The organism is Ochrobactrum vermis (assembly GCF_002975205.1).
GTDB classification, from domain to species: Bacteria; Pseudomonadota; Alphaproteobacteria; order Rhizobiales; family Rhizobiaceae; genus Brucella; species Brucella vermis.
The window spans coordinates 1,709,045-1,733,050 of the sequence record NZ_PCOC01000001.1 but is presented as its reverse complement, the minus strand read 5'-3'; the positions used below and the strand labels follow the sequence as shown (position 1 = coordinate 1,733,050).

Genomic DNA, 24,006 nt, shown 5'->3' with positions numbered 1-24,006 from the left:
GGCTTTTTCTTACTGGAATGGCGAATTGCAACCTGATCTCGGTCCAGCCAATGGCTGGTACGTGTTGTCGGATGTCCGGTAGCTGCGATAGCGGTTCGAGCACCACTGAATATGGTTGCTGGTCGGTCGCGCGCCCGCGGTTGGTGGCTGCATCGTGCGCCGATATTGCAAAGCGTCACCGTTCTTGTAGTTCAATACGCCATGCTCGGTGACATAAGTTCCACTTTCCCGGCATTGCGTTGAACCGTAGCAATTGCGGGCGCTCGGGTCTGTGCGATTGGCGCCTGCCTGACCGCCAATAATCAACGGACCACTCGGCTTCAGCGAGGGCAAATATTGGCTGTTGCGTAATTCGACGGCTGAACCAGCGCTTGCAATGCCCGCAACGAACAGTCCGGTCAGTATCGTCAGGCGCAGGATGGTTCCCATCGTCTCGGCTCGCTTCAATCTCTATTCTCCCGATATATGGGTATATCCCATGCCCAAGTCACGGCTTCAGCAGAAATTTATTAGTTTCGAAATTCATCCTCTTGCCAATCGCCCGGCAAGCAGAGAGATTGCGAAGACATGTTTACTATAGCTACCTTCAATGTCGAAAATCTGATGCGCCGGTTCGATTTTTCCGGCTTTCGCAATGAATTGCATCAGGATCGCGCTTTGCAATTGTTCGAAATCAGCGATGAGGCGCAGTATCGCCTTCTCGAACAGGCTCGTGCAGTTGCGCATGCGGATGATACGCGGCAGATGACAGCGCTCGCGATCGCCGAAACGAGGGCGGATATTCTGTGCCTGCAGGAAGTGGATAATCTGGCTGCCCTGAACGCCTTTGAGTACGGCTATCTTTTCAAGATGATAGGCCATGGCTTCCGGCATAAATATCTCATAGACGGTAATGATAGCCGTGGCATTGATGTCGCCGTTATGATGCGTGACACGACACGGGACGGACAGCCCATCGAGGTCGACGAAGTCACAAGCTACGCCTATGTAACCTATAATGATTTTGGCCTTTATGAGCCCGTCCTAGGGGAACTCGGGCTTGAACCTCATGACCGCATTTTCAAGCGGGATTGCCTGAATTTGGATATTCGGATTGCTGGAAAGCCCGTATCGCTCTTCGTGACACATCTGAAATCGATGACAGGCGCTCGTAACGGTTTTGATGGACGAACTGCATCTTTGCCGGTGCGCCGGGCCGAGGCACGCGCCATACGCCGCATCATCGAGGAAAAGTTCGGAGCAGCCAACGCTCCGAATCGCCGCTGGCTGATCTGTGGTGATTTCAATGACTACCGTGAGCGGATCATCATCGGCGGTGACGAATGGAATGGTTATCAGTTTACGCCCATGGTTGAAGACGAAAGCGCACTCGACGTGCTTCTCGGTGATGGGTTTGCGGTCAATCTGGTTGAGCGCCGTCCCGTCATGGACCGTTGGACGCTTTATCACACACGTGGGCCACAGGAGCGCCATCTGTGCCAGCTCGACTACATTATGGCCTCACCCTCATTCGCGAAGAAAAATGAGAAGGCGGTTCCGAACATCATCCGGCGTGGTCAGCCCTGGCGCACGATCTTTCCGCCCGATCAGCAGCTCGACCGTTATCCTCGAACCGGATGGGATCGCCCAAAAGCAAGCGATCATTGTCCGGTTGCCGTGACACTGAATATGGTTTGAATGATGCAACACGTCAGGGAAAATACCGTCCACGTTATTGATAGTGCTGATGTGCGGGTACTGCCCGGTCCTCTGCCATATACTGAGCAAAACAGCGAAGCGATTGCTTTGAATTGGGCGCGCGAGCGCGCCGCGAATCCAACGCTGTTTGATGGTGAGTTCTATCTGGCGCCACAAGCTGCATTGACGGGCGGCGTATTTCGGGCCGGCTTTAAGCGCACCAGTTTTGCGACGCTGATGCACTGGCGACACGATGAATCACAAGAACGTCCGTGGCATATTTTCGGTGTTGGTGTGATTGTCTCGAGTGAAGGACATTTGATTGCAGGGCGTATGAGCGTACAAAATGCAGGAGCGGGAAGGGTCTATTTTCCGGCAGGCTCAGTCGATGATAATGACATCGTCCACGGATATGTCGATTACGACGCCAATCGGCGCCGCGAGGTCCAGGAGGAAACGGGTCTGGATCTTCACGACGCGCGTGCGGAACGGCAGATCAACCTGGTGACTGGCAACCGCAGCGTCGCGCTTTTCCGCCGCTATTATTTTGATGTGCCATCGACGGAGCTGGTATCGCAGATTGAACAACACCTGTCTGCGGAGGCGGAGCCTGAATTGTCAGAGATCATACCAGTGAACGCCGCCGGCGCTATGGGAAACGCCACGCCGTCATATGTGCGAGCATTTGCCGACTGGCATTTCAACAATCTCTAAAGCTTAGTCAGACTTGCAGATGACAGCGACGTGAAATTGGCTATGCTCGCAAATAATGCGAAGCACGAAGCGTTGGAGTGAAATCCGTTCTGCAGTCGGTTTTATAAGCATGTGTGGGGAGATAAGGGATGAATGACGCCGCTGTTTCCGGCAGATTCTACGAGGTTTTCGACGTTTTCGCCGACAAGGCTCTGGCTGGAAATCCGCTGGCTGTCGTCCATGATAGCGAAGGTTTGAACGATACGCGTATGCAGGCCATCGCACGCGAGTTCAATCTTTCTGAAACGGTCTTCATTTTTCCGGCGAGCAATCCCGCGCATGAAGCAGCGGTGCGTATCTTCACGCCTGATTACGAACTTCCCTTTGCCGGGCATCCAACAGTAGGGGCCGCTGTGTCGCTGGCCCGCCGTCGCAAAACGGGCAATGAGACAGACAGGCTGGTGGCCTTGGAAGAGAAGGTGGGCATTGTTCGCTGCGGTGTCATACTTGGCGAGAACAGCGCTTTTGCCGAGTTCGATCTGCCTCGCTTGCCGGAGCGAGTTGATGTCAAGGTCGAGAAGGAGGAGGCCGCTGCCGCGATCGGCCTCGGTACGCATGAGATCGGATTTGAGAATCACGTGCCGGCCGTCTGGAGTGCGGGCACGCCTTATCTTCTTGTGCCGGTTCACAATCTGATTGCCGCGGCAAAAGTGTCCATTGATCCGGTCTATGTGAACGAAAGCCTGCCGCACGTCGATGGCCGACCTTTGCCAATCTATGTCTATTGCCGCGAAACAATTCTGTTCGACAGCAATTTCCATGCACGCATGTTTGTAACGGGTGCCAATGTCTATGAAGATCCGGCTACGGGCTCGGCCGCTGCAGCCTTTGCAGGCATGATTCAGAAGAACGACAAGCCTGTTGACGGCAGTTCGCAGTGGTGGATCGAGCAGGGTATGGAGATGGGGCGACCTTCGCGGATTCGTCTTGAACTGGATATTGCCAGGCAGCAGCTCACAGGAGCGCGGATCGGAGGCACTGCGGTCAAGATCGCGGAAGGGCGCCTGTTCGTCTGAGAAGAACATCTCATCCTGCGATTTGATTACGGTCAAAGCTGCAACGCTGCCCTATGTTAGTTTGTCGATAAACAAGCAACTGCGGAGGCGGCCATGATGATTAAGGAAATGTCGGAGTACGATATCCGGGACATGATACAGCACACCCATCTGGGACGGTTGGCTTATGTGCTCGACAACCGTCCGTTTATCGTGCCGCTTAGTTTCCGGTTCAGTGGTGGTTCGCTCTATTCTTTTACAACGGATGGTCAGAAGACCGAGGCGCTACGCAAAAACGATGCAGTTTGTATCCTTTTCGATCACATCGAATCCCGAACGAGCTGGCGCACAGTTGTATTGAACGGCCATTATCGGGAAATCGAACGTGAGGACGAGAAAAGTGCGATTGTCGGGCTGATGGCCTCGGAGCCGACTTGGTGGGAACCAGCTTACATAAAGACGATTGCGAAGGACGGGCACGAACGCAAACTTGAGCCGGTCTTTTTCCGTATTGATATTGAAAGCGCGACGGGTCACCAGACTGGTTGAAAGCGAAGAAGGCCCGATATTTCCGACCTTCTTCGTTGCTGTTTTACTTTACCACCAGAACCGGTGTGTTGCTGCGGGTCAGGACTTCATAGGTCTGGCTGCCGAGAAGCATGCCTTTCAGGCCGCGACGACCATGGGAAGCCATGACGATAAGATCGTTGCGCAGTTCCTTGGCCGTTTCGATGATGGAAGTCGCCGGATGCTGGGCAACCTCATGCAGCGTATGAACTTCGACTTCCGTTTCAGCCGCCAGTTCACGAGCGCGGGCGAGGGATTTGTCGGCATATTCATTCCATTCCTGCTCAAAGCGTTCAATGAAAGCAGGACTGTCGGTCCAGCCACCCGGAAGCCCGGAAACGGAATATGGAGCGGTGACAGTTACGACCGTTACCTTCGCGCCGACTGTATGCGCCAGCTCAAATGCGTGTATGAGCCCGCGCTCTGCAAACTCTGACCCATCGGTCGTTACGAGAATATTCTTATACATGCTGCCCTCGCTGTTGCTTTTCCATCTTTAAGCTAATGCGTTAAAGAGCCATATCAAACCCCTTGTCTTCCAAGTTGTTTAGATGGAACGATTTCATGCCCCTCGACTGCGACGCATTTCATGCCAGCTGGATAGCGACAGTTCTTAATCTCGACTGGCCGTCGCGCAGTTCGTCCCGTATTGAGGACGATGCCGAACGTATCAAGCGCCAGAAACAGGAATTGGTCAGGCTTTTCGATGAGGCGTCCGAGCATGGTATCAATGCCGTCATCTTTCAGGTTTCGCCAACCGGTGATGCATTTTACCAATCCTCCTATTTGCCATGGTCATCCTATTTGACTGGAACCCTCGGCAAAGATCCAGGCTTTGATCCGTTGAAATTCGCGATTCAGGAAGCACATAAGCGCGGCATAGAACTGCATGCATGGCTTAATCCTTATCGTGTCTCGATGGACACAAAGCCATCGACCCGCAAGGAATTGCGGAACTCGTCGAAGGAATCTCCAGTCAGTGTTTATAAGTCTCATCCAGATTGGGTCGGTGTCTCGGCAGATCGTTATGTCCTTGATCCCGGCATTCCGACTGTCCGCGAATGGATAACGAATGTGACGGCAGAGGTCGTGCAGAAATACGATGTCGATGGCATCCAGTTCGATGACTATTTCTACTACGAAACAGCATCGTCGAAACTTGATGACGACAAATCATATGCACGGTTTGGCACGCGCTTTTCGAGCAAGTATGAATGGCGTCGCTACAATACTCACACGCTGGTGCGGGAGATTTCGGACAGGATAAAATCCATCAAGCCAACTGTTCGCTTCGGTATCAGTCCGAGCGGTGTATGGCGCAACGCAGCAGACGATCCGCGCGGTTCTGAAACCCGCGCCGGAAAAACTAACTATGACGGAGATTTTGCCGACACCCGGCGCTGGGTGAAAGAAGGCATGATAGATTATATTGCGCCGCAGATTTACTGGTCCTTTGGCCGCAAGGATGTGGCTTACGGAACGATCGCCAAATGGTGGGCCGAGACGGTTCGCGGGACGAAGACCGATCTCTATATCGGCTTGGCACTGTATCGAGCCGGTTCTGGAACCACACTTGAACCCGGCTGGCAGGCGGGTGAGGGCATGACCGAAATTAAACGCCAGCTTGAACTCAACGAATCTTTGCCAGAGGTGAAAGGGAGCATTCTCTTTCGCCAGGGCTTCCTTTCCGACCCGAAGGTCAAAGGTGTGTCGAATTATCTGAAGAAGACATGGGGCAAATGCAGGCCGCAGAAAGCCGACGGCAAAAATTGATGATGGACTGCTGAATTGCTACTTGTTTGATTGAAATCAAAGAGCTTCGTTTGAGCGGGTGCTAACCAACCATCGTTGCCGGTTTCCACCAGAGCCGGTGACCCGGGGTGCCGAGGCCCTACTCGAATGGCACCCCGGCTAAATCAATCTGTCGAGCGCATGAGCGCGATCTTTCCGTAACGTCGTCTGTCGACAGCCAGCGGGTGCTGTCGGCGTTGCTCCCCTCTGTTTCATCAAATCAGCACCCGCGTCCAATTTCCATAAGAATGGGAACAATTTAGCAGTTCTTGATTCTAATCAAGGCGGGCAACGTTGACCGCGATTAGAGCAGATCTAACCTGGAGTTTGCGATTCTGGATCGCTTCCCCCAATTCACCGGTTGCTAAATGAAAAGGTAGTTCCATATCATTCCCGAGAAGGTTCTGGCAGACGCTGGAGGCGGGCGGTGGGGACAATCAAAACCCTTGCAGGCAGCGACCGCTTGCCGGTGCTTCGTTTGAAGACGGCGTTGTGACGATGATGGCAATGAGGGTGTTTCATTATGGCTTTCAACCGTAAACAATGGATACTGGCTGGAGCGATTATCGTCCTTGCCGCAGGCGGATATTATGCCTGGAATACGCTGAACGGCGATGGATTGCCGGACGGTATTGCCAAAGGCAATGGGCGTATAGAGGCGGTTGAAATCGACATTTCGACGAAGAGTCCGGGGCGCATTCGCGAAATTCTCGCGGATGAGGGCGATTTCGTGCAGGAAAATGACATCCTTGCGCGTATGGATACGGATCAGCTGGAAAGCCAGCGTAAACAGGCAGAAGCGCAATTGCGCCGGGCGGAGATCGGTATCGAGACCGCACGTAGCCTTGTCACGCAGCGGGAAGCCGAGCACACGGCTGCAGACGCGACTGTGGCACAGCGCGAAGCGCAACTGGATGCTGCTCAGCGTCGCCTGGCCCGATCCCAGCAGTTGACGCAATCGCGCACCGTTTCGCAACAGGTTCTGGACGATGACCGCGCAACGGCGCAGGGGGCGGAAGCGGCTGTCAGTGCAGCCAAGGCACAGCTTGCAGCCACGGAGGCAGCCATAGGCGCCGCCAAGGCGCAGGTCGTGGATGCCGAAGCATCAGTCGAAGCCGCCAAGGCGGCAATCGCAAGCATAGAAGCAGATATCAATGACGCCACCTTGAGGGCGCCCAAGCCGGGACGCGTTCAGTATCGTGTTGCCCAACCGGGCGAAGTGCTTTCCGCAGGTGGGCGGGTGCTCAATCTCGTAGATGTCAGCGACGTTTACATGGCCTTCTTCCTGCCGACGGCACAGGCCGGGCGGGTGGCCATGGGTGCGGACGCCCGGATCGTACTTGATGCTGCGCCGCAATATGTCATTCCTGCGAAGATCAGCTTTGTGGCTGATGTGGCCCAGTTTACGCCGAAGACTGTTGAAACGGAGGAAGAACGCCAGAAGCTGATGTTCCGGGTCAAGGCGAAGATTCCGCAGGAACTGCTTCAAAAATATATCCAGCAAGTGAAAACGGGATTGCCGGGCATGGCCTACGTCAAGCTTGATCCCAATGCCGAATGGCCGAAGAATCTTGCGGAAACCGTGAAATGAATGATGTTCCTGTCAAAGCTGGCGCCAATGACGACAGCTTTGTCGTCCGGGCGCAAGGCGTAGGGCTGTCCTACGGGAAAACACGTGCTCTTCGGGAGGTCAACCTTGATATTCCCGCCGGTTGCATGGTGGGTCTGATCGGGCCAGATGGGGTCGGGAAATCAAGTTTCTTGTCGTTGGTGGCCGGGGCACGGACGATGCAGCAGGGCCGCATCGAGGTCCTTGGTGGCGACATTTCTGATAAGCGTCATCTTCAGTCCGCTTATCCCCGTATCGCCTATATGCCACAGGGGCTCGGAAAGAATCTCTATCCGACGCTTTCGGTGTTCGAAAATATTGATTTTTTCGGACGGTTGTTCGGACATAACCGGAAAGAGCGTGAGCGCCGTATTGCCGATCTTCTGGCCCGCACGGGCATGTCGTCCTTCGCGGACCGTCCGGCCGGTAAACTTTCCGGCGGTATGAAACAGAAGACAAGTCTCTGCTGCTCGCTGATCCATGATCCCGATCTGCTTATTCTCGACGAGCCGACAACTGGCGTCGATCCGCTGTCTCGACGTCAGTTCTGGGAGCTGATCGACGACATCCGCAAAGACCGTCCCGGAATGAGCGTCATCGTCGCCACGGCCTATATGGAAGAAGCTGAGCGGTTCGACTGGCTGGTCGCCATGAATGACGGGCAGATTCTGGCGACAGGTACACCGCAGGAATTGCTGCAGCGAACCGACACGCCAAATCTGGATGCTGCCTTTATCGCGCTCCTGCCAGAGGAATTACGAAAGGGTCATCAGGAGATCGAAATTCCGCACCGCGATTTCGGCGCCAATTATGAAATCGCGATTGAGGCAGAACACGTCACCGTCCGTTTTGGCAATTTCACTGCGGTGAATGATGTGAGTTTTCGTATCCCGCGTGGCGAAATCTTCGGTTTTCTTGGTTCAAACGGTTGCGGCAAGACCACGACCATGAAGGTTCTGACAGGGTTGTTGCCTGCCAGCGAGGGAACGGCGCGGCTGTTCGGGCGCGAGGTGGATCCCAAGGATATCGATATACGCCGTCATGTCGGATACATGTCACAGGCATTTTCGCTCTATTCGGAATTGACCGTCCGCCAAAATCTGGAACTTCACGCCAAACTGTTCGATATGGCGCAGGATCTGACCGAACGCCGCATCAAGGAGCTGACCGAACGCTTTGATCTCACAGAGGTTGTGGACTCCTTGCCCGACGCCTTGCCGCTTGGTATTCGCCAGCGCCTGTCGCTGGCCGTGGCTCTGATTCACTCGCCTGATATTCTCATTCTTGATGAGCCGACATCGGGTGTCGACCCGGTCGCTCGGGATGCGTTCTGGCAAATTCTCGCCGATCTGTCCCGCAAAGATAACGTTACGATCTTCGTTTCTACCCATTTCATGAATGAAGCGGAACTTTGCGACCGGATTTCGCTGATGCATGCCGGCAAGGTGCTGATAAGCGATACGCCGAAGGCGATTACCGAAAGTCGCCACGCCGAAACCCTCGAGGAGGCTTTCGTCGCCTATCTTCAGGATGCAATCGGCGAGGCCGAACGGTCGGCGCCATCGCCTGCGGTTCTCCCAGAACAAACGGCAGAGGCAAGCGAAACACACACAAAGAAAACGCCAGGCTGGTTGCCGGACTTGCGGCGGATGCTGGCCTATACCCGGCGCGAGGCTCTGGAACTGAAGCGTGACCCGATCCGGGCAACGCTCGCTATTCTCGGTAGTGTCATCCTGATGTTCGTCATTGGCTATGGCATCAATATGGATGTCGAGGATCTGAAATTTGCTGTGCTCGATCGTGACGATACGACGATCAGCCGTGACTATACGCAGCAGATTGCGGGTTCGCGCTATTTTTCCGAACAGGCTCCGATAACCGACTACAACGATCTTGACAGACGGATGCGTGATGGCGAGATCAGTCTGGCTATTGAGATACCGCCGAATTTCGGCGCAGATCTTATGCGTGGACGTCCGGTAGAAGTAGCTGCCTGGATTGACGGCGCGATGCCCACCCGTGCAGAGACGATCAAAGGCTATGTTCAGGGCATGCATGCCAACTGGCTGACGCAGAAAGCCCGCGAGCTTTATGGCAGTGCGGCGAATGTCGGCAGTTTCAATCTGGAGATACGCTACCGCTATAACCCCGACGTGCAAAGCCTTGTGGCTATGGTGCCGGCTGTCATTCCGTTGCTGCTGCTCATGATTCCCGCAATGCTGGCGGTGCTGAGCGTGGTTCGCGAAAAGGAGCTGGGATCGATCATCAATTTTTACGTGACGCCGGTGACGAAATTCGAGTTTCTGTTCGGCAAGCAATTGCCCTATATCGGGCTGGCATTTCTTAATTTCCTGATGCTGACAGCCTTTGCGGTGTTTATTTTCCGGGTGCCGTTTACGGGAAGCTTTCCTACTTATGCGCTGGCGGCGCTGCTCTATGTGACGATCGCGACCGGCATGGGACTGGTTCTGTCCACTTTCATGAACAGCCAGATCGCAGCAATCTTCGGAACGGCACTTCTAACGCTCATTCCGGCTGTACAGTACTCCGGTATCATTGACCCTGTGTCGTCGCTGCAAGGGGCGGGCGCCTTTATAGGCAAAATCTATCCCGCCACCTATTTTGTGACGATCTCGCGTGGAGTTTTTTCCAAGGCGCTGGGGTTTGCCGATCTTGCAAGTTCGTTTTTACCCTTGCTGATCGCGGTGCCGGTGCTCATGGCGCTTGCGATTGCTCTTCTCAAGAAACAGGCGAGCTAAGATGCGGATATCCAACATATTCCAGCTTGGCGTGAAGGAATTGCGCGGTCTCGCGCGTGATCCGATGCTGCTGATCCTGATCGTTTATGCCTTTACGCTTGCGATCTATACGGCATCAAAGGCAATGCCTGAAACTCTCAACAATGCGGCAATAGCGATTGTCGACGAAGATCAATCGCCGGTTTCCAGCCGGATAACGACGGCATTCTATCCGCCATATTTCGTGCCTCCGAAGCTGATTTCGTCCTACGAAATGGATGCCCGGATGGATGAAGGGCTCGATACGTTTGCGTTGAACATACCGCCGAATTTCCAGCGTGATCTTCTGGCAGGCCGTTCGCCGACAATCCAGCTCAATGTTGATGCAACCCGGATGAGCCAGGCCTTTACCGGGGGCGGTTATGTGCAGTCGATTGTGTCGAGTGAGGTGAGCGAATTTCTCAATCGCTATCGCGGTAGCGCACAAGCGCCTGTCGAACTCAATCTCAGAGCGAGATTCAATCAGGATCTGAACAAGGGCTGGTTCGGTGCAATCAATAACGTGATTTCATCGGTTACGATGCTGTCGATCATCCTGACAGGTGCAGCCCTCATTCGAGAACGCGAACATGGAACCATAGAACATCTGCTGGTGATGCCGGTAACGCCGGTTGAAATCATGGTCAGCAAGATATGGTCCATGGGGCTCGTCGTGCTGGTTGCTTCGGCTTTTGCGCTGGTCTTCGTGGTGCAAGGGCTACTTGCCGTACCGATCTATGGGTCGGTATCGCTGTTTCTGGTTGGTGCAGCACTCCAGCTTTTTGCAACGACTAGCCTTGGTATCTTTCTGGCAACGGCGGCTGGTTCCATGCCGCAGTTCGGAATGCTGCTGATGCTGGTGCTTCTGCCGTTGCAGGTGCTTTCAGGTGGAACAACGCCCCGTGAAAGCATGCCCGAGATCATCCAGACAATCATGCTGGCCGCACCGAATACGCATTTCGTCATATTGGCGCAATCTATCCTGTTTCGCGGAGCAGGGCTGGGCGTCGTCTGGCCGCAATTTATGGCACTGATCGTCATTGGTTCTGTGCTGTTCTATTTCGCGCTGCAGCGTTTCCGTGCATTTCTGCGATAGGAAAAACCTTTGAAATCATGAGGCTGAATCCATTCCTTGCGAATGTGATTCAGTTTTCTCTGCGGGATAGCGCTTTAGTAGAGTTGCGAATCCTTAACCATGTTGCTATCGCATTCATCAGGAAACGGTTCCGCTGTTCAGGCGGATGAAAAGGGAACACGGTGAAGCCATTCCGGCTGATGCCGCGACTGCCCCCGCAACTGTAACCGGAGAGCGATCTTCCATAACCGTGCGAGCGGTGAAAGCCACTGAGAGCATTCGATGCACTCGGGAAGGCGGAGGGAAAGCGATGACCCGGAAGTCAGGAGACCTGCCGTATCCGGTCACCTATGCATGGACACGGGGTGTGTTCAGGCGCGGCTGCCCGTGGCGGTGACATTGTTGCAATGTTGCCGTCGGGAAGAAGGGCGTTTAACGCCGCCATTGCTTCAACCTGCGGTGAGAGGAAATGCCGTTTATCGGTCTCCGGTTCGGCGGGTTGAGGGAAAATGCACCTTTTAAAATCATCGGTTCTGCTCGTATCGGCCAGCGTTCTTGCGCTGCCGTCCACGACGGTTGCTCAAAGTCTGCCAGATGGCGATGGCAGCGTGGTCCTTGATACAATCGTGGTCACGCCATTGCGTCGCGCATCTTCGCTGCAGCGCTCGACCTCGTCGGTGACTGTCATCGATTCAGCGGACATCGAGCGGTCGGCTGCTTCCGATCTGCAGTCGCTGCTGAAGTCCTATAGCGGTATTTCCATAAAGGCGAATGGTGGGCAGGGTTCTTCCGCCGGAATTTTTATTCGTGGAATGTCTTCTGATCAAACAGTCGTTCTGGTCAATGGCGTGCGTACGGCGTCGGCAACGAATGGCTCGACCGCGCTTTCCAATATTCCTCTAACCTCTATCGAGCGCATTGAAATCGCCAAGGGGGCTCATTCTGCACAATATGGGGCTGATGCCATGGGCGGGGTGGTCAACATCATTACGAAACAGGGCGGAGCCTGTGGTGAGCGTTCCTGGTGCGGCAGTCTCTCTACTGGCGTCAGCCATCCTTGGGGAGGATATGCTTCGGGGTCCATTCAGGGACGCAGCAACGCCGGTGTCGACTATGCTTTTGGCGCAGCTATAACCGGTACGCAAGGGTATGATTTCACTACGCCTGAAGCCTATGGGCATGAACCGGATCGCGACGGGTTTTTGCAGGGCTCTTTCAACTTTGCCCTGTCGAAGGATTTCGACTGGGGTAAAATCTATGCGGACGGTCTCTTCAGCCGGGGGCGCAACCAGTATGACGCCAAAGCGCCGTCACCGGATCAGGCTGACAGCACAGCATTTACGGGCAAGATCGGAACGCGCGTCGATCATACGGCGGATAGGTCGTCCACGCTGGAGTTCAGCGCCGGCATCGACAGCAGCCGTAACTTCCGCAAGGGCGTGAGTAGATCCGATCGGTTTGAAACCAAGCGTTATGGTGTCTTTGCCTCGACCGAAAAGAGTTTCGATACGGGCAAGGTCAGTCACACCGTGACCGCTGGCGTGGAAGCCTATCGCGAGGAGATCAACACCACCGTTTCGTATGGTGAAAACAGCCGCGATCTGGCGGCCATATTCGGACAGTATTCGCTCGAATACGAGGCGCTGCGTTTCGATGGCGGGCTGCGTTATGACCACAATAGCCAATTTGGCGATGTCGCCACCTATAATCTTGGTGTGAGCTATGAAATCCTGCCCGATCTGGTGCTGCGGTCTTCTTACGCTACCGGTTTCCGCGCGCCTACGTTCAATGATCTCTACTATCCCTTGTCGGGAAATCCGGATCTGAAACCCGAGAAATCGGGCTCTTATGAACTGGGATTGAATTGGCGGATAAGTTCCGGCACCAGTCTGGATATGGCATTCTACGACACCCGGTTAAGGCAGGGTATTAGCTGGAGAGAGGACGAGCAAACACATCTGTGGTTGCCAGTAAACGTTGATCGAGCTCACATAACTGGGTTTGAAGCGACGCTTGATCACCGCTTCAACGAACAGTGGGGTGTCAAAGGTTTAGTGGACCTTAAACGGCCTATTGATGAAGCCACAGGAAACGATCTTCCCTATCGCGAACGTTTCAAGGCCGCAGCTGAGGTCAATTTCACACCAATTGAGAAGCTCGATCTTACCGCAAGATTGATCTATGGCGGTTCGCGCTATGCTGATGCTGCTAACAAAAAGAAACTTGGCGACTATGTGACGGCTGATTTCGTCGCGCTCTATTCCATCGACAAGCAATCGCAATTGAAGTTCTCTGTCGAGAACATCTTTGACAAGGATTATCAGACCAGCTCTGGCTATATTGCACCGGGACGCACCATCAATATCGGGTTGACCCGGAATTTCTGAGGCTGAACAGAGAATGAAAAGGGCATCCGTACAATGGATCACCAGCTTCTGCCTTGCGGTTGGGCTGGCCCTTTTTGTTCGAAATTCAGCAGACGCAGCGGAAATCCCCCAACGGGTCGTTTCCATCAATGTATGTACCGATCAGCTCGCATTGCTACTGGCAGACAAGGGGCAGTTGCAGTCGGTTTCCTATCTGTCGCTGGACCCGGAACTGTCCGTCATGGCTGCTAAAGCCCGTAAGGTTCCGGTCAACCATGTGCAGGCAGAGGAAGTTTTTCTGATGAAACCTGATCTTGTGCTGGCGGGAACATTCTCGTCGAGGGCAACGGTGGGGCTGTTGCGCAGACTGGGTGTCCGTGTGGAAGAGTTCGCACCCGCCCGTTCGTTCAACGATATAGAAGCCCATCTGCGGCGCATGGGTGAGTTGCTTGGAAGACAGGCGGAAGCGAACTGGGAAGTCGATCAAATGAAAGCTGCTTTGGCGGCAATTCGGCCTCCGTCCCGCCGCAAGACGGTCGCGCTTTATTTTGCCAACAGTTACACATCTGGCCGGGGAACGCTGGTCGATCAGGCTGTACGCCTTGCCGGACTTGATAATCTGGCCGATAGGGTGGGCGTCAGTGGTTCCGCTCCGTTACCCTTGGAAAAGCTGCTGCTCGAAAAGCCGGATATTCTGGTGCGCAGTTCAAGAGATCGTGCCCCCGCGCTGGCTTTCGAGAATTTTCAACATCCGGCGTTGCGGGCGCTTGAAAAACAGGCGAGGCCAGTGACGATAGCGGATAATCTGACGGTTTGCGGCGGTCCATTCAGCGTCGAAGCTGTGGCCGAACTTGCGGAGGCCGCGCGTGACTGAACGGAAGCGCTTCTATCTCCTGCTTGCCGGACTGGCTATGCTTGTGGCTTTGCTTTTCATTGTTTCGTTGCTGACTGGACCGGCTGCGATCAGTATGGCCGACAGCCTCAAGGCGCTTTTCGGCGATGAAAGCGAAATGATTGTACTGGTCATGCGCGAAATCCGTTTGCCTCGGGCATTGCTTGCGCTTCTCATCGGAGGTTCACTTGGATTGTCTGGTGCTGCTCTGCAGGGGTACCTGCGCAACCCGCTCGCCGAACCTGGTCTGCTGGGTGTAAGCGCATCCGCGTCATTCGGCGCTGTCATTGCTATCTATAGCGGTCTGTCGCTTCTGTTTCCTCTGGCTTTGCCGCTGCTCGCACTGGCAGGAGCCTTCGTGTCGGTTTTTCTCGTCAAGCTTCTCGCAGGGCGCAATGCCGGCACGCTCGCCGTCATACTGGCAGGTGTTGCGGTGACAAGTCTCGCTGGCGCATTTACGGCACTGGCGCTCAACCTGTCGCCCAACCCGTTTGCCGCAATGGAGATCGTCTTCTGGATGCTGGGATCATTGGCAGACAGATCGATGACGCATGTGGCTCTCTCTGCACCATTCATCCTGATTGGCTGGGCGATGCTTCTGGCACTCGGACGGTCTCTCGACAGTTTGACACTCGGCGCGGATGCCGCGGCCACTATGGGCGTTAATCTGGTTCGCGTGCAGCTTTTTGCTGTGCTTGGTACAGCGGCATGTGTGGGAGCCTCCACCGCCGTTGCGGGTGCAATCGGTTTCGTAGGGTTGGTGGTTCCTCACCTTCTGCGTCCGCTAGTCGGTGCGCGTCCATCACGATTGCTGGTTGCTAGTGGTTTCGGTGGAGCTGCCCTGTTGCTGGCCGCTGACGTATTGGTACGTATCGTCATGCCGGGACGTGAGCTGAAACTGGGGGTCCTGACGGCAATTATAGGCGCGCCATTCTTCCTTTGGCTGGTGTTCAAATATCGGAGGCAGCTCGTATGACATTGCTTTCGGCACATGATCTTTCGGTTACGCTCGGCGGGAAGGCAGCGCTTGGCGGTGCGAGTTTCAAAATTAGTGGTGGTGAATTCATCGGGCTGATCGGGCCTAACGGCGCCGGGAAGACGACATTGTTGCGCGCCATTCTGGGACTTGTAGCATCCAGAGGGGAAATTGTCCTCGATGGGGATGATTTGCGCCAGATGAGCGCTTCGACGAAAGCGCAGAACCTCGCATATCTACCGCAGGATCGCGATGTTGCTTGGCCGGTATCGGTCGAAATACTTGTTTCGTTGGGCCGCTCCGCTCTGAAGCCGGTTTTTGCGACCTTGAGTGCGCAAGATGAAGCGCTTATCGAGACTGCGATGCAGCGTATGGACGTCGCGCGATTTCGGGACAGGGCGGCGATAGAACTTTCCGGTGGTGAACGCGCGCGCGTGCTGATTGCACGCGTCTTGGCGCAGGATACGCCCGTAATACTCGCTGATGAGCCGGTTGCCGGACTTGACCCTTCTCATCAGCTTGGATTGATGGAAATTTTCTCCGAACTCGCAAAGGAGGGAAGGACCGTCGTTGCCTCATTGCATGAGTTAAGTCTTGCGGCACAGCATTGCACACGCCTTATTTTGCTCGACAAGGGACATATCGTTGCGGATGGTGAGCCGACGGAAGTGCTCACGCCGCAACTGTTGCACGACGTCTATGGCATAAGAGCGAAAATCATGATGGTGGATGGCGAGTTCATCGTCCATCCGACCTCACGTATAGGCTAGATATTTTTCCACTGGCGCTCGCGGGAAGAGGCGTAGATCGTTTCCACGGTGTTCTGAACTTCGTAACCTTCGCGAAAATCGGCGTGCTTGTTTTTCTGTCCGGCGATGGCAAGCAGGAAGTCGCGGACTTCAATCGTCTTCAGATCGTTGAAGCCAATCTGGTGGCCACCCGCCACACAGAATGCGCCATAGGGTTCGTGTTCCGGACCTGCGAAGATCTTGCGGAAGCCCTGTTGTCCCTTCTTGTCGGAAAAGAGAAACAGATCGAGTTCATTGAAGCGCTCCTGCGAGAAGAACAGAGAGCCTTTCGATCCTGAAATCTCAAAGTCGTGCTGCATTTTGCGGCCGCTGGCGATCCAGCTTGCCTCGAGTGTGCCGGTCGCTCCATTTTCGAAACGTATGAAAGCACGGCAGACATCATCCACTTCGACGTATTTCATCTGCGAAAGGTTCAAACTATCCGGGCGCTCGCTGATGATGGTGAGGGAGTCGCCCATAACTGCTGCTATCGGTCCAATGAGATAGCGCGCGGCGGCGATGATATGACTGCCGATATCGGCTAGCGCTCCACCACCGCCTGCCGGGTCGAGGCGCCAGGTCCAAGGGATGCGGGCATCGGCCATGAAATCTTCGGCGTGAATGCCGCGAAAATTGCGAATTTCGCCCAACTCGCCGCTGTCGATGATTTCCTTCGCCAGTTTTATCATCGGGTTCTTCAGATAGTTGAAACCGACGGCTGTTTGGATACCCCTCTTTTCTGCCGCGAGCGTCATTTCGAGGCACTCGGCAGCGGTCGGCGCAAGTGGCTTTTCGCAATACACGTGTTTGCCTGCTTCAATGGCGGCGAGTGCCATTTCCTTGTGAAAACGGTTTGGCGTGGTGATGTCTACGAGATTGATGTTTGGGTTGGTGGCCAATTCCCGCCAGTCGCCGGTGGCATTTGCAAATCCCAGTTGTTTTGCGGCTTTTGTCGCTATTTCCGCATTCACATCCGCCAATGTGTGAAGCTGGATGTTGATCGGTAAATCGAAGACGCGGTTGACGTTTGCAAGAGCAAGGGCGTGCGTCTTGCCCATGAAGCCGGACCCGATCAAGCCTGCCACCACAACCCCAGCGTTATCAGCCATTGTTTATTCCTCCAGAAACGATGGTCGAAGCGTTTGGCGCCGCGCGACTCCTTTGGGAATTAAGCATATCGTCGAAAGCTTATGCGATTGACATGAGCTACCAGAAATGGAATTATAATTCCACGATATTTTGTTATGAATGTTTCATTCTATTGAATGCATCACGATCTGCATGCGGTGACGGAATATACGCTTGGAGGAGCGCCGGGATGCTGCAGGCGGAAGGTAAGAGCGTTAACGCAAACCGGCGGGGAGTGCCGGACAGGGAGGAGTGAACATGCAATCTCTATTGAAGTCGGCAGTAGCCGGGGTGGCGTTGCTGGCTGCATCTTTCGCAGCCCATGCAGCCGATATTAACATTGTCGTCGTCAGCCACGGTCAGGCATCGGATCCGTTCTGGTCGGTGGTGAAGAATGGCGTTGCCGAAGCGGCAAAGGATACGGGTGCGAAGGTCGATTATCGCGCGCCGGAAACCTTCGATATGGTGCAGATGGCCCAGCTTATCGACGCTGCGATCAACCAGAAGCCGCAGGGCATTGTGGTTTCCATTCCAGATGCTGATGCGCTTGGACCGTCGATCCAGCGGGCTGTAGCAGCCGGTATTCCGGTGATTTCCATGAACTCCGGGTCTGATGCCTCGAAGAAGCTCGGCGCTCTGCTGCATGTCGGTCAGGACGAGTTCGATGCTGGTAAGGTTGCTGGTGAGGCGCTGAAGAATGCTGGCGGCAAGAAAGGTATTTGCGTCAATCAGGAAGTCGGCAATGTCTCGCTTGATCAACGCTGTGCAGGCTTCAAGGAAGGCTTCGGTGACGTAACGGTTTTGCCGACATCGACCGATCCTGCCGAAAATGAAGCCAAGGTTCGTGCTGCCTTGGCATCTGACGCTAGCGTCGACACAATCCTGACGCTCAATGCAACACTTGCAGGTGAACCTGCTGTAAAAGCTGCTGCTGAGAGCGGTCGCAGCGGAATCCACGTTGCGACGTTCGATATGTCGGCTGGCTTCCTGGAGGCCGTTGAAAAGGGACAGGCAGACTTCGCCATCGACCAGCAGCAGTTCCTGCAAGGCTATCTGCCGGTATCGTTCCTTGCGCTTAATGCGAAGTACGGTCTGATGCCGGGTGGCAATGTTCCATCTGGCCCGAACCTTATCACCAAGGATAAGGCTAAGCAGGTCGTGGAACTTTCGGCCAAGGGTATCCGCTAAGCATAATTTCGACCATACGACATTGAGCCCGCCCATGAAAATGGGCGGGAACGGGTCTCTGTATTTATGCTCTAGTGAATTGATTTTGATGCGCATCCGATCCGAAAGACCGCTTACACTTTTCGAGATGCGCTCCAGCAGCCCTGAACCTTGGGCAGGCTGCCAGAATGCAGCAGGAGAAGATCATGAGTGAGCCACTTCCCCACCAAAAGACCGAAAAGACGGCGCTATCGAAGGATGAGCGATTGCAGTCGGCAAGCCCATTGCAGCGGCTCCTGAGCAGGCCCGAATTGGGAGCGGTTTCCGGCCTGATCCTTATTACGATTTTTTTCGTCTCAGTTGCCAATCCCGCGATGTTTACCGCAGCCGGCATCATGAATTTCATGGCTCCCGCTTCGCAGCTTGGAATTCTGGCCGTCGCTGCGGCGCTTCTCATGATCGGCGGTGAGTTCGATCTGTCCATTGGGTCGATGGTGGCTTTTGCAGGTCTAATCTTCGCTGCGGCTCTGGTCGTGTGGCAGGTGCCGCTCGGTGTCGCCATCCTCGTCACTTTGCTGTTTGCTGCATTCGTGGGTGTGGTGAATGCCCAGATTGTTATCCGGACGGGGCTGCCATCCTTCATCGTAACGCTCGCTTTCCTGTTCATTCTACGTGGCTTGTCACTGGTCGGGCTGAAATGGGCGACAGGTGGCGCTACACAGTTGCGCGGTGTCAAGGAAGCTGTTGCAGGCAGTTATCTTGCCGGGCTTTTTTCCGGCGATGCGTTTCAGGGATTTTTCGCCTGGATGGCTGAAAATGACCTGATTGACAAATTCCCCAATGGTGAGCCTTCGGTAAAAGGCGTGCCGGTCGAAGTTCTGTGGTTCATCGCCATCGCGCTTATTGCAACCTATGTGCTGGTGCGCACGCGCTTCGGCAACTGGATTTTCGCAGCGGGCGGCGATGCTCTGGCTGCACGCAATTCCGGTGTCCCCGTGCGTCGCGTCAAGACGACGTTGTTCATGTGCACAGCCATGGCTGCGGCATTAGTAGCTATCCTTACCGTTCTTGATGCCGGCTCAACCGATGCGCGTCGCGGTTTCCAGAAGGAATTCGAGGCGATTATCGCTGCGGTCATTGGCGGCTGTCTGCTGACCGGCGGCTATGGTTCTGCAATTGGCGCATTCTTCGGCGCGATCATCTTTGGCATGGTGCTGATTGGGCTGACCTATACCCAGATCGACCAGGATTGGTATCTGGTCTTCCTTGGCGGGATGCTTCTCATCGCGGTGCTCTTCAACAATTTCATTCGCAAGCGCGCTACGGGCGAGCGCTGAGAGGGAGGTTTGCCATGACGACACCCATCATCGAAGTCCGCAATCTCGTTAAACATTTCGGTCCGGTCATTGCTCTGAACGGTGTTTCATTGAGCGTCGAACCAGGACAGGTTCATTGTCTGCTTGGCGACAATGGCGCTGGTAAATCGACCCTGATCAAGACGCTTTCCGGGGTTCACAGGCCGACGAGCGGGGACTTTCTGGTCGACGGAAAGCCGGTCACCTTCAAAAGCCCACGCGATGCTCTCGATCATGGCATTGCTACGGTCTATCAGGATCTTGCGATGATCCCGCTGATGTCGGTCATGCGCAATTTCTTTCTCGGACGCGAGCCGACAAAAGGTGTCGGGCCGTTCCGCTGGTTCGACACACAGCAGGCCGAAGAAGTGACGCGCGAAGAGATGCGCAAGATCGGGATCGATGTCCGTGATCCGCAGCAGGCTGTCGGAACGCTTTCCGGTGGTGAACGCCAATGTGTGGCGATTGCCCGCGCCGTTTATTTCGGCGCAAAAGTACTGATCCTCGATGAACCGACCTCTGCGCTGGGTGTGCGGCAAACGGCGATGGTTCTCAAATACATCAATCTGGTGCGTTCGCGCGGGTTGGGGGTGATCTTCATCACGCACAATGTTCGCCACGCCCATGCGGTCGGGGACAAGTTCACGGTTCTCAATCGCGGTGTGACGCTTGGAACGCGTACGAAAAACGATGTGGACATGGACGAATTACAAAGCCTCATGGCGGGTGGGCAGGAACTTGCCGACCTGACCGCTGAACTGGGCGGCAGGGTTTGACCGGATTTTCGGAGCGCAGAATGGACGGACAATTCAACGGAAAAGTTGCTGTCATTACCGGAAGCACGCAGGGACTTGGGGCAGCAACCGCGAAACTGTTTGCAGAAAGGGGCGTGGAAGGCCTCGTGATATGCGGGCGTTCCGTTGAAAAAGGACGGGTGCAAGTCGATCAGTTGGCAAGTTTTGGAACCAAAGCCGTTTTCGTGCAGGCCGATCTTGAGAAGGTGGAAGACTGCCGCAAGATCATGATCGAAGCCGACCGTGCATTTGGAAAGCTTGATGTTCTTGTAAACGCCGCTGGCTTGACAGATCGTGGCACCATTCTGGACACAAGTCCGGAACTGTTCGACCGTTTGTTTGCGGTGAACACGCGCGCGCCGTTCTTCCTCATTCAAGAAGCGATAAAGCTGTTTCGTCGCGAGAAGGTCGAGGGAACGATCGTCAACATTTCTTCGATGTCGTCCATGGGCGGTCAGCCCTTCATTGCAGCGTATTGCGCTTCCAAAGGGGCCTTGGACACGCTGACCCGTAATGTAGCCTATTCAGTCCTGCGTAATCGAATCCGCATCAATAGCCTGAATATCGGCTGGATGGCATCGGACGGCGAAGACCGCATCCAACGCGAATTTCACAATGCGCCGGAGAACTGGCTCGATGAAGCGGCCCGGAGCCAGCCTTTCGGCAGGCTGATTGATCCAGCCGAAGTCGCGCGCGCAATAGCATTTCTGGCCTCGGAAGAGTCCGGTTTGATGACCGGCGCCATCGTGAACTTCGATCAATCCATTTTGGGAGCCTATGGTTCATCTCCGCATCCCGATCAGCCACTTTGAGCGGCTGGTAGTATCCGTGTGTTTGAATGAGCTGACCAGTAACCGGTTCGGTAGTGAAATGGCTGCGTAGATATTTCATCGAGATCATGAATGCTTTGCGCGTTACTTTGTTCGAGTATTGCTTGAGCAAACTGTAAAATATTGTGAGAAAATTTTGCGGCCCTGCTTGCGCTTGCAATTTCAGGTAGTTAGAGCATTTGTCTGCCTGACCGATTCAGGCTGTGTGTTTTAAGCAGTTGTTTTAGTCGTATTAACGCAATGTCGAAGCCTCCCTTTCGTCTGCGAATTCGTTCTAGGCAATGGCTTGCACAGACACCGTTTTAATTTGCGCTGAAAGGACCAGCATCGTGGAGCAGGCAAAGAACGGAACCCGCAAGGGTGGACGCAAGGCGCTGTGGGCGGCTGTTGCGGTAATCGCTATCGCTGCCGCCGGTTTGACCGGATACAAGATCACACTTGAGAAGACCATTACGTCGCAGCTTGAAAAGCGTGGCGGCAAGGCCTCTTCGGTGGAGGCAGATTTTCTCGGACGTATTCATCTGCGCGACGTGACGTTGCCGTTGAAGGATGGTTCCAACGTCCGTATTGCTTCGGTTGACGGTCGTCCCAAGTTTCTGTTCCTTACAGGTATGCTGAATGCGTCTGGCATCGATACGGAGATCGGAAACTACAAGATTTCCATTCCAAGCGTAGCGATCGAAGAAGCTAATTTCGATGGCGCCATGCTGAAGGACACATTTGGCAATAGCGGCCTCACGCTGCCGGAACGCGTTGGTCGTTTCTCGGCAAAGCGCCTGACCGCTCAGGAAATCAAGGTTGTACAGACCGTTGCGAATAACGAACAGAACATCGTCTACAAGGACGTTGCACTGGAAGATATCAACCTCGGTAAGGTCACTCGTTATACAGCCGGCGGCACGGCATTCGACTTCACGATTGAAGTGCCGGGTGAAGACGGTGAAAAAGTCACGGACAAGATGACAGGCACCATGGGTGCCGCAGAAGGCAAAGACATCGATGGTGTCTTCCTGGCCCGTCTCTATACCGAAAAGGCAGGCCCGGACGACAAGGAAGCAAAGCCGGTCTACGGTCCGTTTTCGGCGAAAAATATCGTCATGAAGACGAAGGATGCGAGCTTCAGCTACGATGAAATTCGCAGCAACGGTTTCACGGCTCGTATGCCTGCCGTACCGTTTACCGAAACCTTGGAAAAGCTCCAGTCTCTCGAAAAAGCGAATGAACTTTCACCGGAAGAAACGCGTGAGCTTATTCTTCAGTTGAGTTCACTCTTTGACACGATCGGCAAGGGCGATGTCGAAATGCTTGGCATGAAGATAGAACCGACTGATGCATCGAAGGGCAAAGGCGGAATCGAACGCATTGCAGTTGCCTTCGACAATCAGAAGATGGATGCCACCATCAAAGGTTTTGCGTTCTCCGAAGGCCAGGACTACATGAAGATGGAGGAAGCTTCCTTGAAGGGCTTCTCCTGGGCGACTTCCGTTGAAGCTTTGAAAAAGTTTGCGTCGCTGAATGACGACGAAATTGAAAACTTTCCTTTCACGACCATGCTTCCGGAATTCGGCACGCTTCGGGTCGTGGGGATCGACGCTGATCTGCCATATGAAAAGTCTGAAGATGTGGATGCAGACGAGGAGACCTCGGACGACACAGATCAGGCCGCAGCCGAAGAATCGTCGGTTCCTTCGCTGCCTGAACGCATTCAGTTCGCCATGAAGAGCTATGAAGTCGCTCTCAACAAGCCTTACAACGGCATTCCGACCGATGTGCGCGTCGCTTATGAGGACATGTCGCTCAAAGTGCCGACACAAGCTGATGATGAATTCTACCAGCAGCTTCGGAAGCTCGGCTATGATCGTCTCACCATGTCCTCAAACTTCGAGGCAAGCTGGGATGAAGCCAACCAGAATCTGATTATCAAGGACATTTCTATCAGCGGAAAAGATATGGGTGCCGTATCCATGTCCGGTTTGATGGGTGGCTTCACCAAGGAGTTCTTCTCTGGTGACAAGGTGATGATGCAGGTAGCGCTGCTTGGGCTCAAGGCTCAGCAGGTCAATCTGAAGGTTGAGGAAAAAGGTCTCATCGCCAAGGGCATTAAGCTTTATGCCGAAGAAAATAATATGTCTGAAGACGAAGTGCGCAGCACGATGTCCCTGATTGCTGCGGCAGCTCTGCAGGAACTGGTAGTGGATCAACCACAATTGCAGAATGTTGTGACGACGCTTTCTACGTTCTTCGCAAAGCCGAATATTTTCGAGCTCACCGTCAAGGCGAAAGCTGAAAAGGGCATTGGGGCTCTCGAGATGTTAGCGGCATCGCAAGATCCGATCTCTCTGCTCGACAAGGTCGATATCGAAGCCAAGACGGAATAATTGGCTATTCCTTTGATCTATGTGAAACGCCGGCCTCTGGCCGGCGTTTCTGTAATCAGAGCTTCACCAAAACATTACACAAGGGTCA

20 protein-coding genes and 1 riboswitch are annotated in these 24,006 nt (G+C 54.4%); of the genes, 17 read left to right on the top strand and 3 right to left on the bottom strand.

The features are described 5' to 3' along the window. Positions 1–9: 9 nt before the first annotated feature. Positions 10–429: a BA14K family protein gene (locus CQZ93_RS08595; RefSeq protein WP_105542195.1), complete on the bottom strand. Its 420-nt coding sequence runs from the start codon at positions 427–429 to the stop codon at positions 10–12. Between the two features lie 138 nt (positions 430–567). Between CQZ93_RS08595 and CQZ93_RS08590 the strand changes: the two genes are divergently transcribed. From CQZ93_RS08590 to CQZ93_RS08575, 4 genes are all read left to right on the top strand, one after another. After that, the gene (locus tag CQZ93_RS08590; RefSeq protein ID WP_105542194.1) at positions 568–1,677 is read left to right on the top strand and encodes an endonuclease/exonuclease/phosphatase family protein; all 1,110 of its coding nucleotides are present in this window, start codon (positions 568–570) and stop codon (positions 1,675–1,677) included. A 3-nt stretch (positions 1,678–1,680) separates the two neighbouring features. Beyond that, a complete protein-coding gene (locus CQZ93_RS08585; RefSeq protein ID WP_105543237.1) occupies positions 1,681–2,391 on the top strand; it encodes an NUDIX hydrolase in 711 nt (236 codons plus the stop codon). A 128-nt stretch (positions 2,392–2,519) separates the two neighbouring features. Continuing rightward, entirely contained in the window at positions 2,520–3,446 is a 927-nt protein-coding gene (locus tag CQZ93_RS08580; RefSeq protein ID WP_105542193.1) for a PhzF family phenazine biosynthesis protein, read from the top strand. A 93-nt stretch (positions 3,447–3,539) separates the two neighbouring features. Then, positions 3,540–3,974, top strand: coding sequence for a pyridoxamine 5'-phosphate oxidase family protein (locus CQZ93_RS08575; RefSeq protein ID WP_105542192.1), 435 nt, complete (start codon positions 3,540–3,542; stop codon positions 3,972–3,974). Between the two features lie 43 nt (positions 3,975–4,017). Here the strand turns inward: CQZ93_RS08575 and CQZ93_RS08570 are convergent, their stop codons facing one another. Continuing rightward, a complete protein-coding gene (locus CQZ93_RS08570) occupies positions 4,018–4,461 on the bottom strand; it encodes a universal stress protein (protein WP_105542191.1) in 444 nt (147 codons plus the stop codon). A 95-nt stretch (positions 4,462–4,556) separates the two neighbouring features. On the opposite strand from CQZ93_RS08570, the gene CQZ93_RS08565 reads away from it, so the two are divergent. The 8 genes from CQZ93_RS08565 (at position 4,557) to CQZ93_RS08530 (ending at position 16,248) form a co-directional block, all read left to right on the top strand. Further along, complete coding sequence (locus CQZ93_RS08565; RefSeq protein WP_105542190.1) at positions 4,557–5,765, top strand: glycoside hydrolase family 10-like protein; 1,209 nt, start codon at positions 4,557–4,559, stop codon at positions 5,763–5,765. Positions 5,766–6,306: 541 nt separating this feature from the next. Then, positions 6,307–7,374 (top strand): HlyD family secretion protein, encoded by a 1,068-nt coding sequence (locus CQZ93_RS08560; RefSeq protein ID WP_105542189.1) that lies wholly within the window; start codon positions 6,307–6,309, stop codon positions 7,372–7,374. Further along, positions 7,371–10,151 carry a ribosome-associated ATPase/putative transporter RbbA gene (gene rbbA, locus CQZ93_RS08555; protein ID WP_105542188.1) on the top strand — a complete coding sequence of 927 codons (2,781 nt, stop codon included), beginning with the start codon at positions 7,371–7,373 and terminating at the stop codon, positions 10,149–10,151. The genes CQZ93_RS08560 and rbbA overlap by 4 nt, the downstream gene beginning before the upstream one ends. A 1-nt stretch (position 10,152) precedes the next feature. Then, the gene (locus CQZ93_RS08550) at positions 10,153–11,265 is read left to right on the top strand and encodes an ABC transporter permease (RefSeq protein ID WP_105542187.1); all 1,113 of its coding nucleotides are present in this window, start codon (positions 10,153–10,155) and stop codon (positions 11,263–11,265) included. A 108-nt stretch (positions 11,266–11,373) separates the two neighbouring features. Then, positions 11,374–11,597, top strand: a riboswitch (cobalamin riboswitch). A 156-nt stretch (positions 11,598–11,753) separates the two neighbouring features. Further along, positions 11,754–13,631 carry a TonB-dependent receptor domain-containing protein gene (locus tag CQZ93_RS08545; RefSeq protein ID WP_105542186.1) on the top strand — a complete coding sequence of 626 codons (1,878 nt, stop codon included), beginning with the start codon at positions 11,754–11,756 and terminating at the stop codon, positions 13,629–13,631. Between the two features lie 13 nt (positions 13,632–13,644). Then, a complete protein-coding gene (locus CQZ93_RS08540) occupies positions 13,645–14,484 on the top strand; it encodes an ABC transporter substrate-binding protein (RefSeq protein WP_105542185.1) in 840 nt (279 codons plus the stop codon). Next, entirely contained in the window at positions 14,477–15,478 is a 1,002-nt protein-coding gene (locus CQZ93_RS08535; RefSeq protein WP_105542184.1) for a FecCD family ABC transporter permease, read from the top strand. Before CQZ93_RS08540 ends, CQZ93_RS08535 begins: the two co-directional genes overlap by 8 nt. Continuing rightward, on the top strand, positions 15,475–16,248 hold the full coding sequence (locus CQZ93_RS08530; protein WP_105542183.1) for an ABC transporter ATP-binding protein: 774 nt from the start codon (positions 15,475–15,477) through the stop codon (positions 16,246–16,248). Before CQZ93_RS08535 ends, CQZ93_RS08530 begins: the two co-directional genes overlap by 4 nt. Here CQZ93_RS08530 and CQZ93_RS08525 read toward each other — a convergent pair. Then, a complete protein-coding gene (locus CQZ93_RS08525; RefSeq protein WP_105542182.1) occupies positions 16,245–17,375 on the bottom strand; it encodes a Gfo/Idh/MocA family protein in 1,131 nt (376 codons plus the stop codon). The two genes, CQZ93_RS08530 and CQZ93_RS08525, sit on opposite strands and share 4 nt — an antisense overlap. Positions 17,376–17,652: 277 nt before the next feature. Between CQZ93_RS08525 and CQZ93_RS08515 the strand changes: the two genes are divergently transcribed. The 5 genes from CQZ93_RS08515 (at position 17,653) to CQZ93_RS08495 (ending at position 23,918) form a co-directional block, all read left to right on the top strand. After that, positions 17,653–18,582, top strand: coding sequence for a sugar ABC transporter substrate-binding protein (locus tag CQZ93_RS08515; RefSeq protein WP_105542180.1), 930 nt, complete (start codon positions 17,653–17,655; stop codon positions 18,580–18,582). A 185-nt stretch (positions 18,583–18,767) separates the two neighbouring features. Beyond that, positions 18,768–19,898: an ABC transporter permease gene (locus CQZ93_RS08510; RefSeq protein WP_105542179.1), complete on the top strand. Its 1,131-nt coding sequence runs from the start codon at positions 18,768–18,770 to the stop codon at positions 19,896–19,898. Positions 19,899–19,912: 14 nt separating this feature from the next. Further along, on the top strand, positions 19,913–20,692 hold the full coding sequence (locus CQZ93_RS08505; RefSeq protein ID WP_105542178.1) for an ATP-binding cassette domain-containing protein: 780 nt from the start codon (positions 19,913–19,915) through the stop codon (positions 20,690–20,692). Between the two features lie 20 nt (positions 20,693–20,712). Further along, entirely contained in the window at positions 20,713–21,522 is an 810-nt protein-coding gene (locus tag CQZ93_RS08500) for an SDR family oxidoreductase (protein WP_105542177.1), read from the top strand. Between the two features lie 347 nt (positions 21,523–21,869). Continuing rightward, a complete protein-coding gene (locus CQZ93_RS08495) occupies positions 21,870–23,918 on the top strand; it encodes an aq_1923 C-terminal domain (RefSeq protein WP_105542176.1) in 2,049 nt (682 codons plus the stop codon). The last annotated feature ends 88 nt before the right edge of the window (positions 23,919–24,006 follow it).

Bases quoted from the DNA above. Each gene is read 5' to 3' on its own strand.
- CQZ93_RS08595 (WP_105542195.1), bottom strand. From the start codon at position 429: ATGGGAACCATCCTGCGCCTGACGATACTGACCGGACTGTTCGTTGCG.
- CQZ93_RS08590 (WP_105542194.1), top strand. From the start codon at position 568: ATGTTTACTATAGCTACCTTCAATGTCGAAAATCTGATGCGCCGGTTC.
- CQZ93_RS08585 (WP_105543237.1), top strand. From the start codon at position 1,681: ATGCAACACGTCAGGGAAAATACCGTCCACGTTATTGATAGTGCTGAT.
- CQZ93_RS08580 (WP_105542193.1), top strand. From the start codon at position 2,520: ATGAATGACGCCGCTGTTTCCGGCAGATTCTACGAGGTTTTCGACGTT.
- CQZ93_RS08575 (WP_105542192.1), top strand. From the start codon at position 3,540: ATGATGATTAAGGAAATGTCGGAGTACGATATCCGGGACATGATACAG.
- CQZ93_RS08570 (WP_105542191.1), bottom strand. From the start codon at position 4,461: ATGTATAAGAATATTCTCGTAACGACCGATGGGTCAGAGTTTGCAGAG.
- CQZ93_RS08565 (WP_105542190.1), top strand. From the start codon at position 4,557: ATGCCCCTCGACTGCGACGCATTTCATGCCAGCTGGATAGCGACAGTT.
- CQZ93_RS08560 (WP_105542189.1), top strand. From the start codon at position 6,307: ATGGCTTTCAACCGTAAACAATGGATACTGGCTGGAGCGATTATCGTC.
- rbbA (WP_105542188.1), top strand. From the start codon at position 7,371: ATGAATGATGTTCCTGTCAAAGCTGGCGCCAATGACGACAGCTTTGTC.
- CQZ93_RS08550 (WP_105542187.1), top strand. From the start codon at position 10,153: ATGCGGATATCCAACATATTCCAGCTTGGCGTGAAGGAATTGCGCGGT.
- CQZ93_RS08545 (WP_105542186.1), top strand. From the start codon at position 11,754: ATGCACCTTTTAAAATCATCGGTTCTGCTCGTATCGGCCAGCGTTCTT.
- CQZ93_RS08540 (WP_105542185.1), top strand. From the start codon at position 13,645: ATGAAAAGGGCATCCGTACAATGGATCACCAGCTTCTGCCTTGCGGTT.
- CQZ93_RS08530 (WP_105542183.1), top strand. From the start codon at position 15,475: ATGACATTGCTTTCGGCACATGATCTTTCGGTTACGCTCGGCGGGAAG.
- CQZ93_RS08525 (WP_105542182.1), bottom strand. From the start codon at position 17,375: ATGGCTGATAACGCTGGGGTTGTGGTGGCAGGCTTGATCGGGTCCGGC.
- CQZ93_RS08515 (WP_105542180.1), top strand. From the start codon at position 17,653: ATGCAATCTCTATTGAAGTCGGCAGTAGCCGGGGTGGCGTTGCTGGCT.
- CQZ93_RS08510 (WP_105542179.1), top strand. From the start codon at position 18,768: ATGAGTGAGCCACTTCCCCACCAAAAGACCGAAAAGACGGCGCTATCG.
- CQZ93_RS08505 (WP_105542178.1), top strand. From the start codon at position 19,913: ATGACGACACCCATCATCGAAGTCCGCAATCTCGTTAAACATTTCGGT.
- CQZ93_RS08500 (WP_105542177.1), top strand. From the start codon at position 20,713: ATGGACGGACAATTCAACGGAAAAGTTGCTGTCATTACCGGAAGCACG.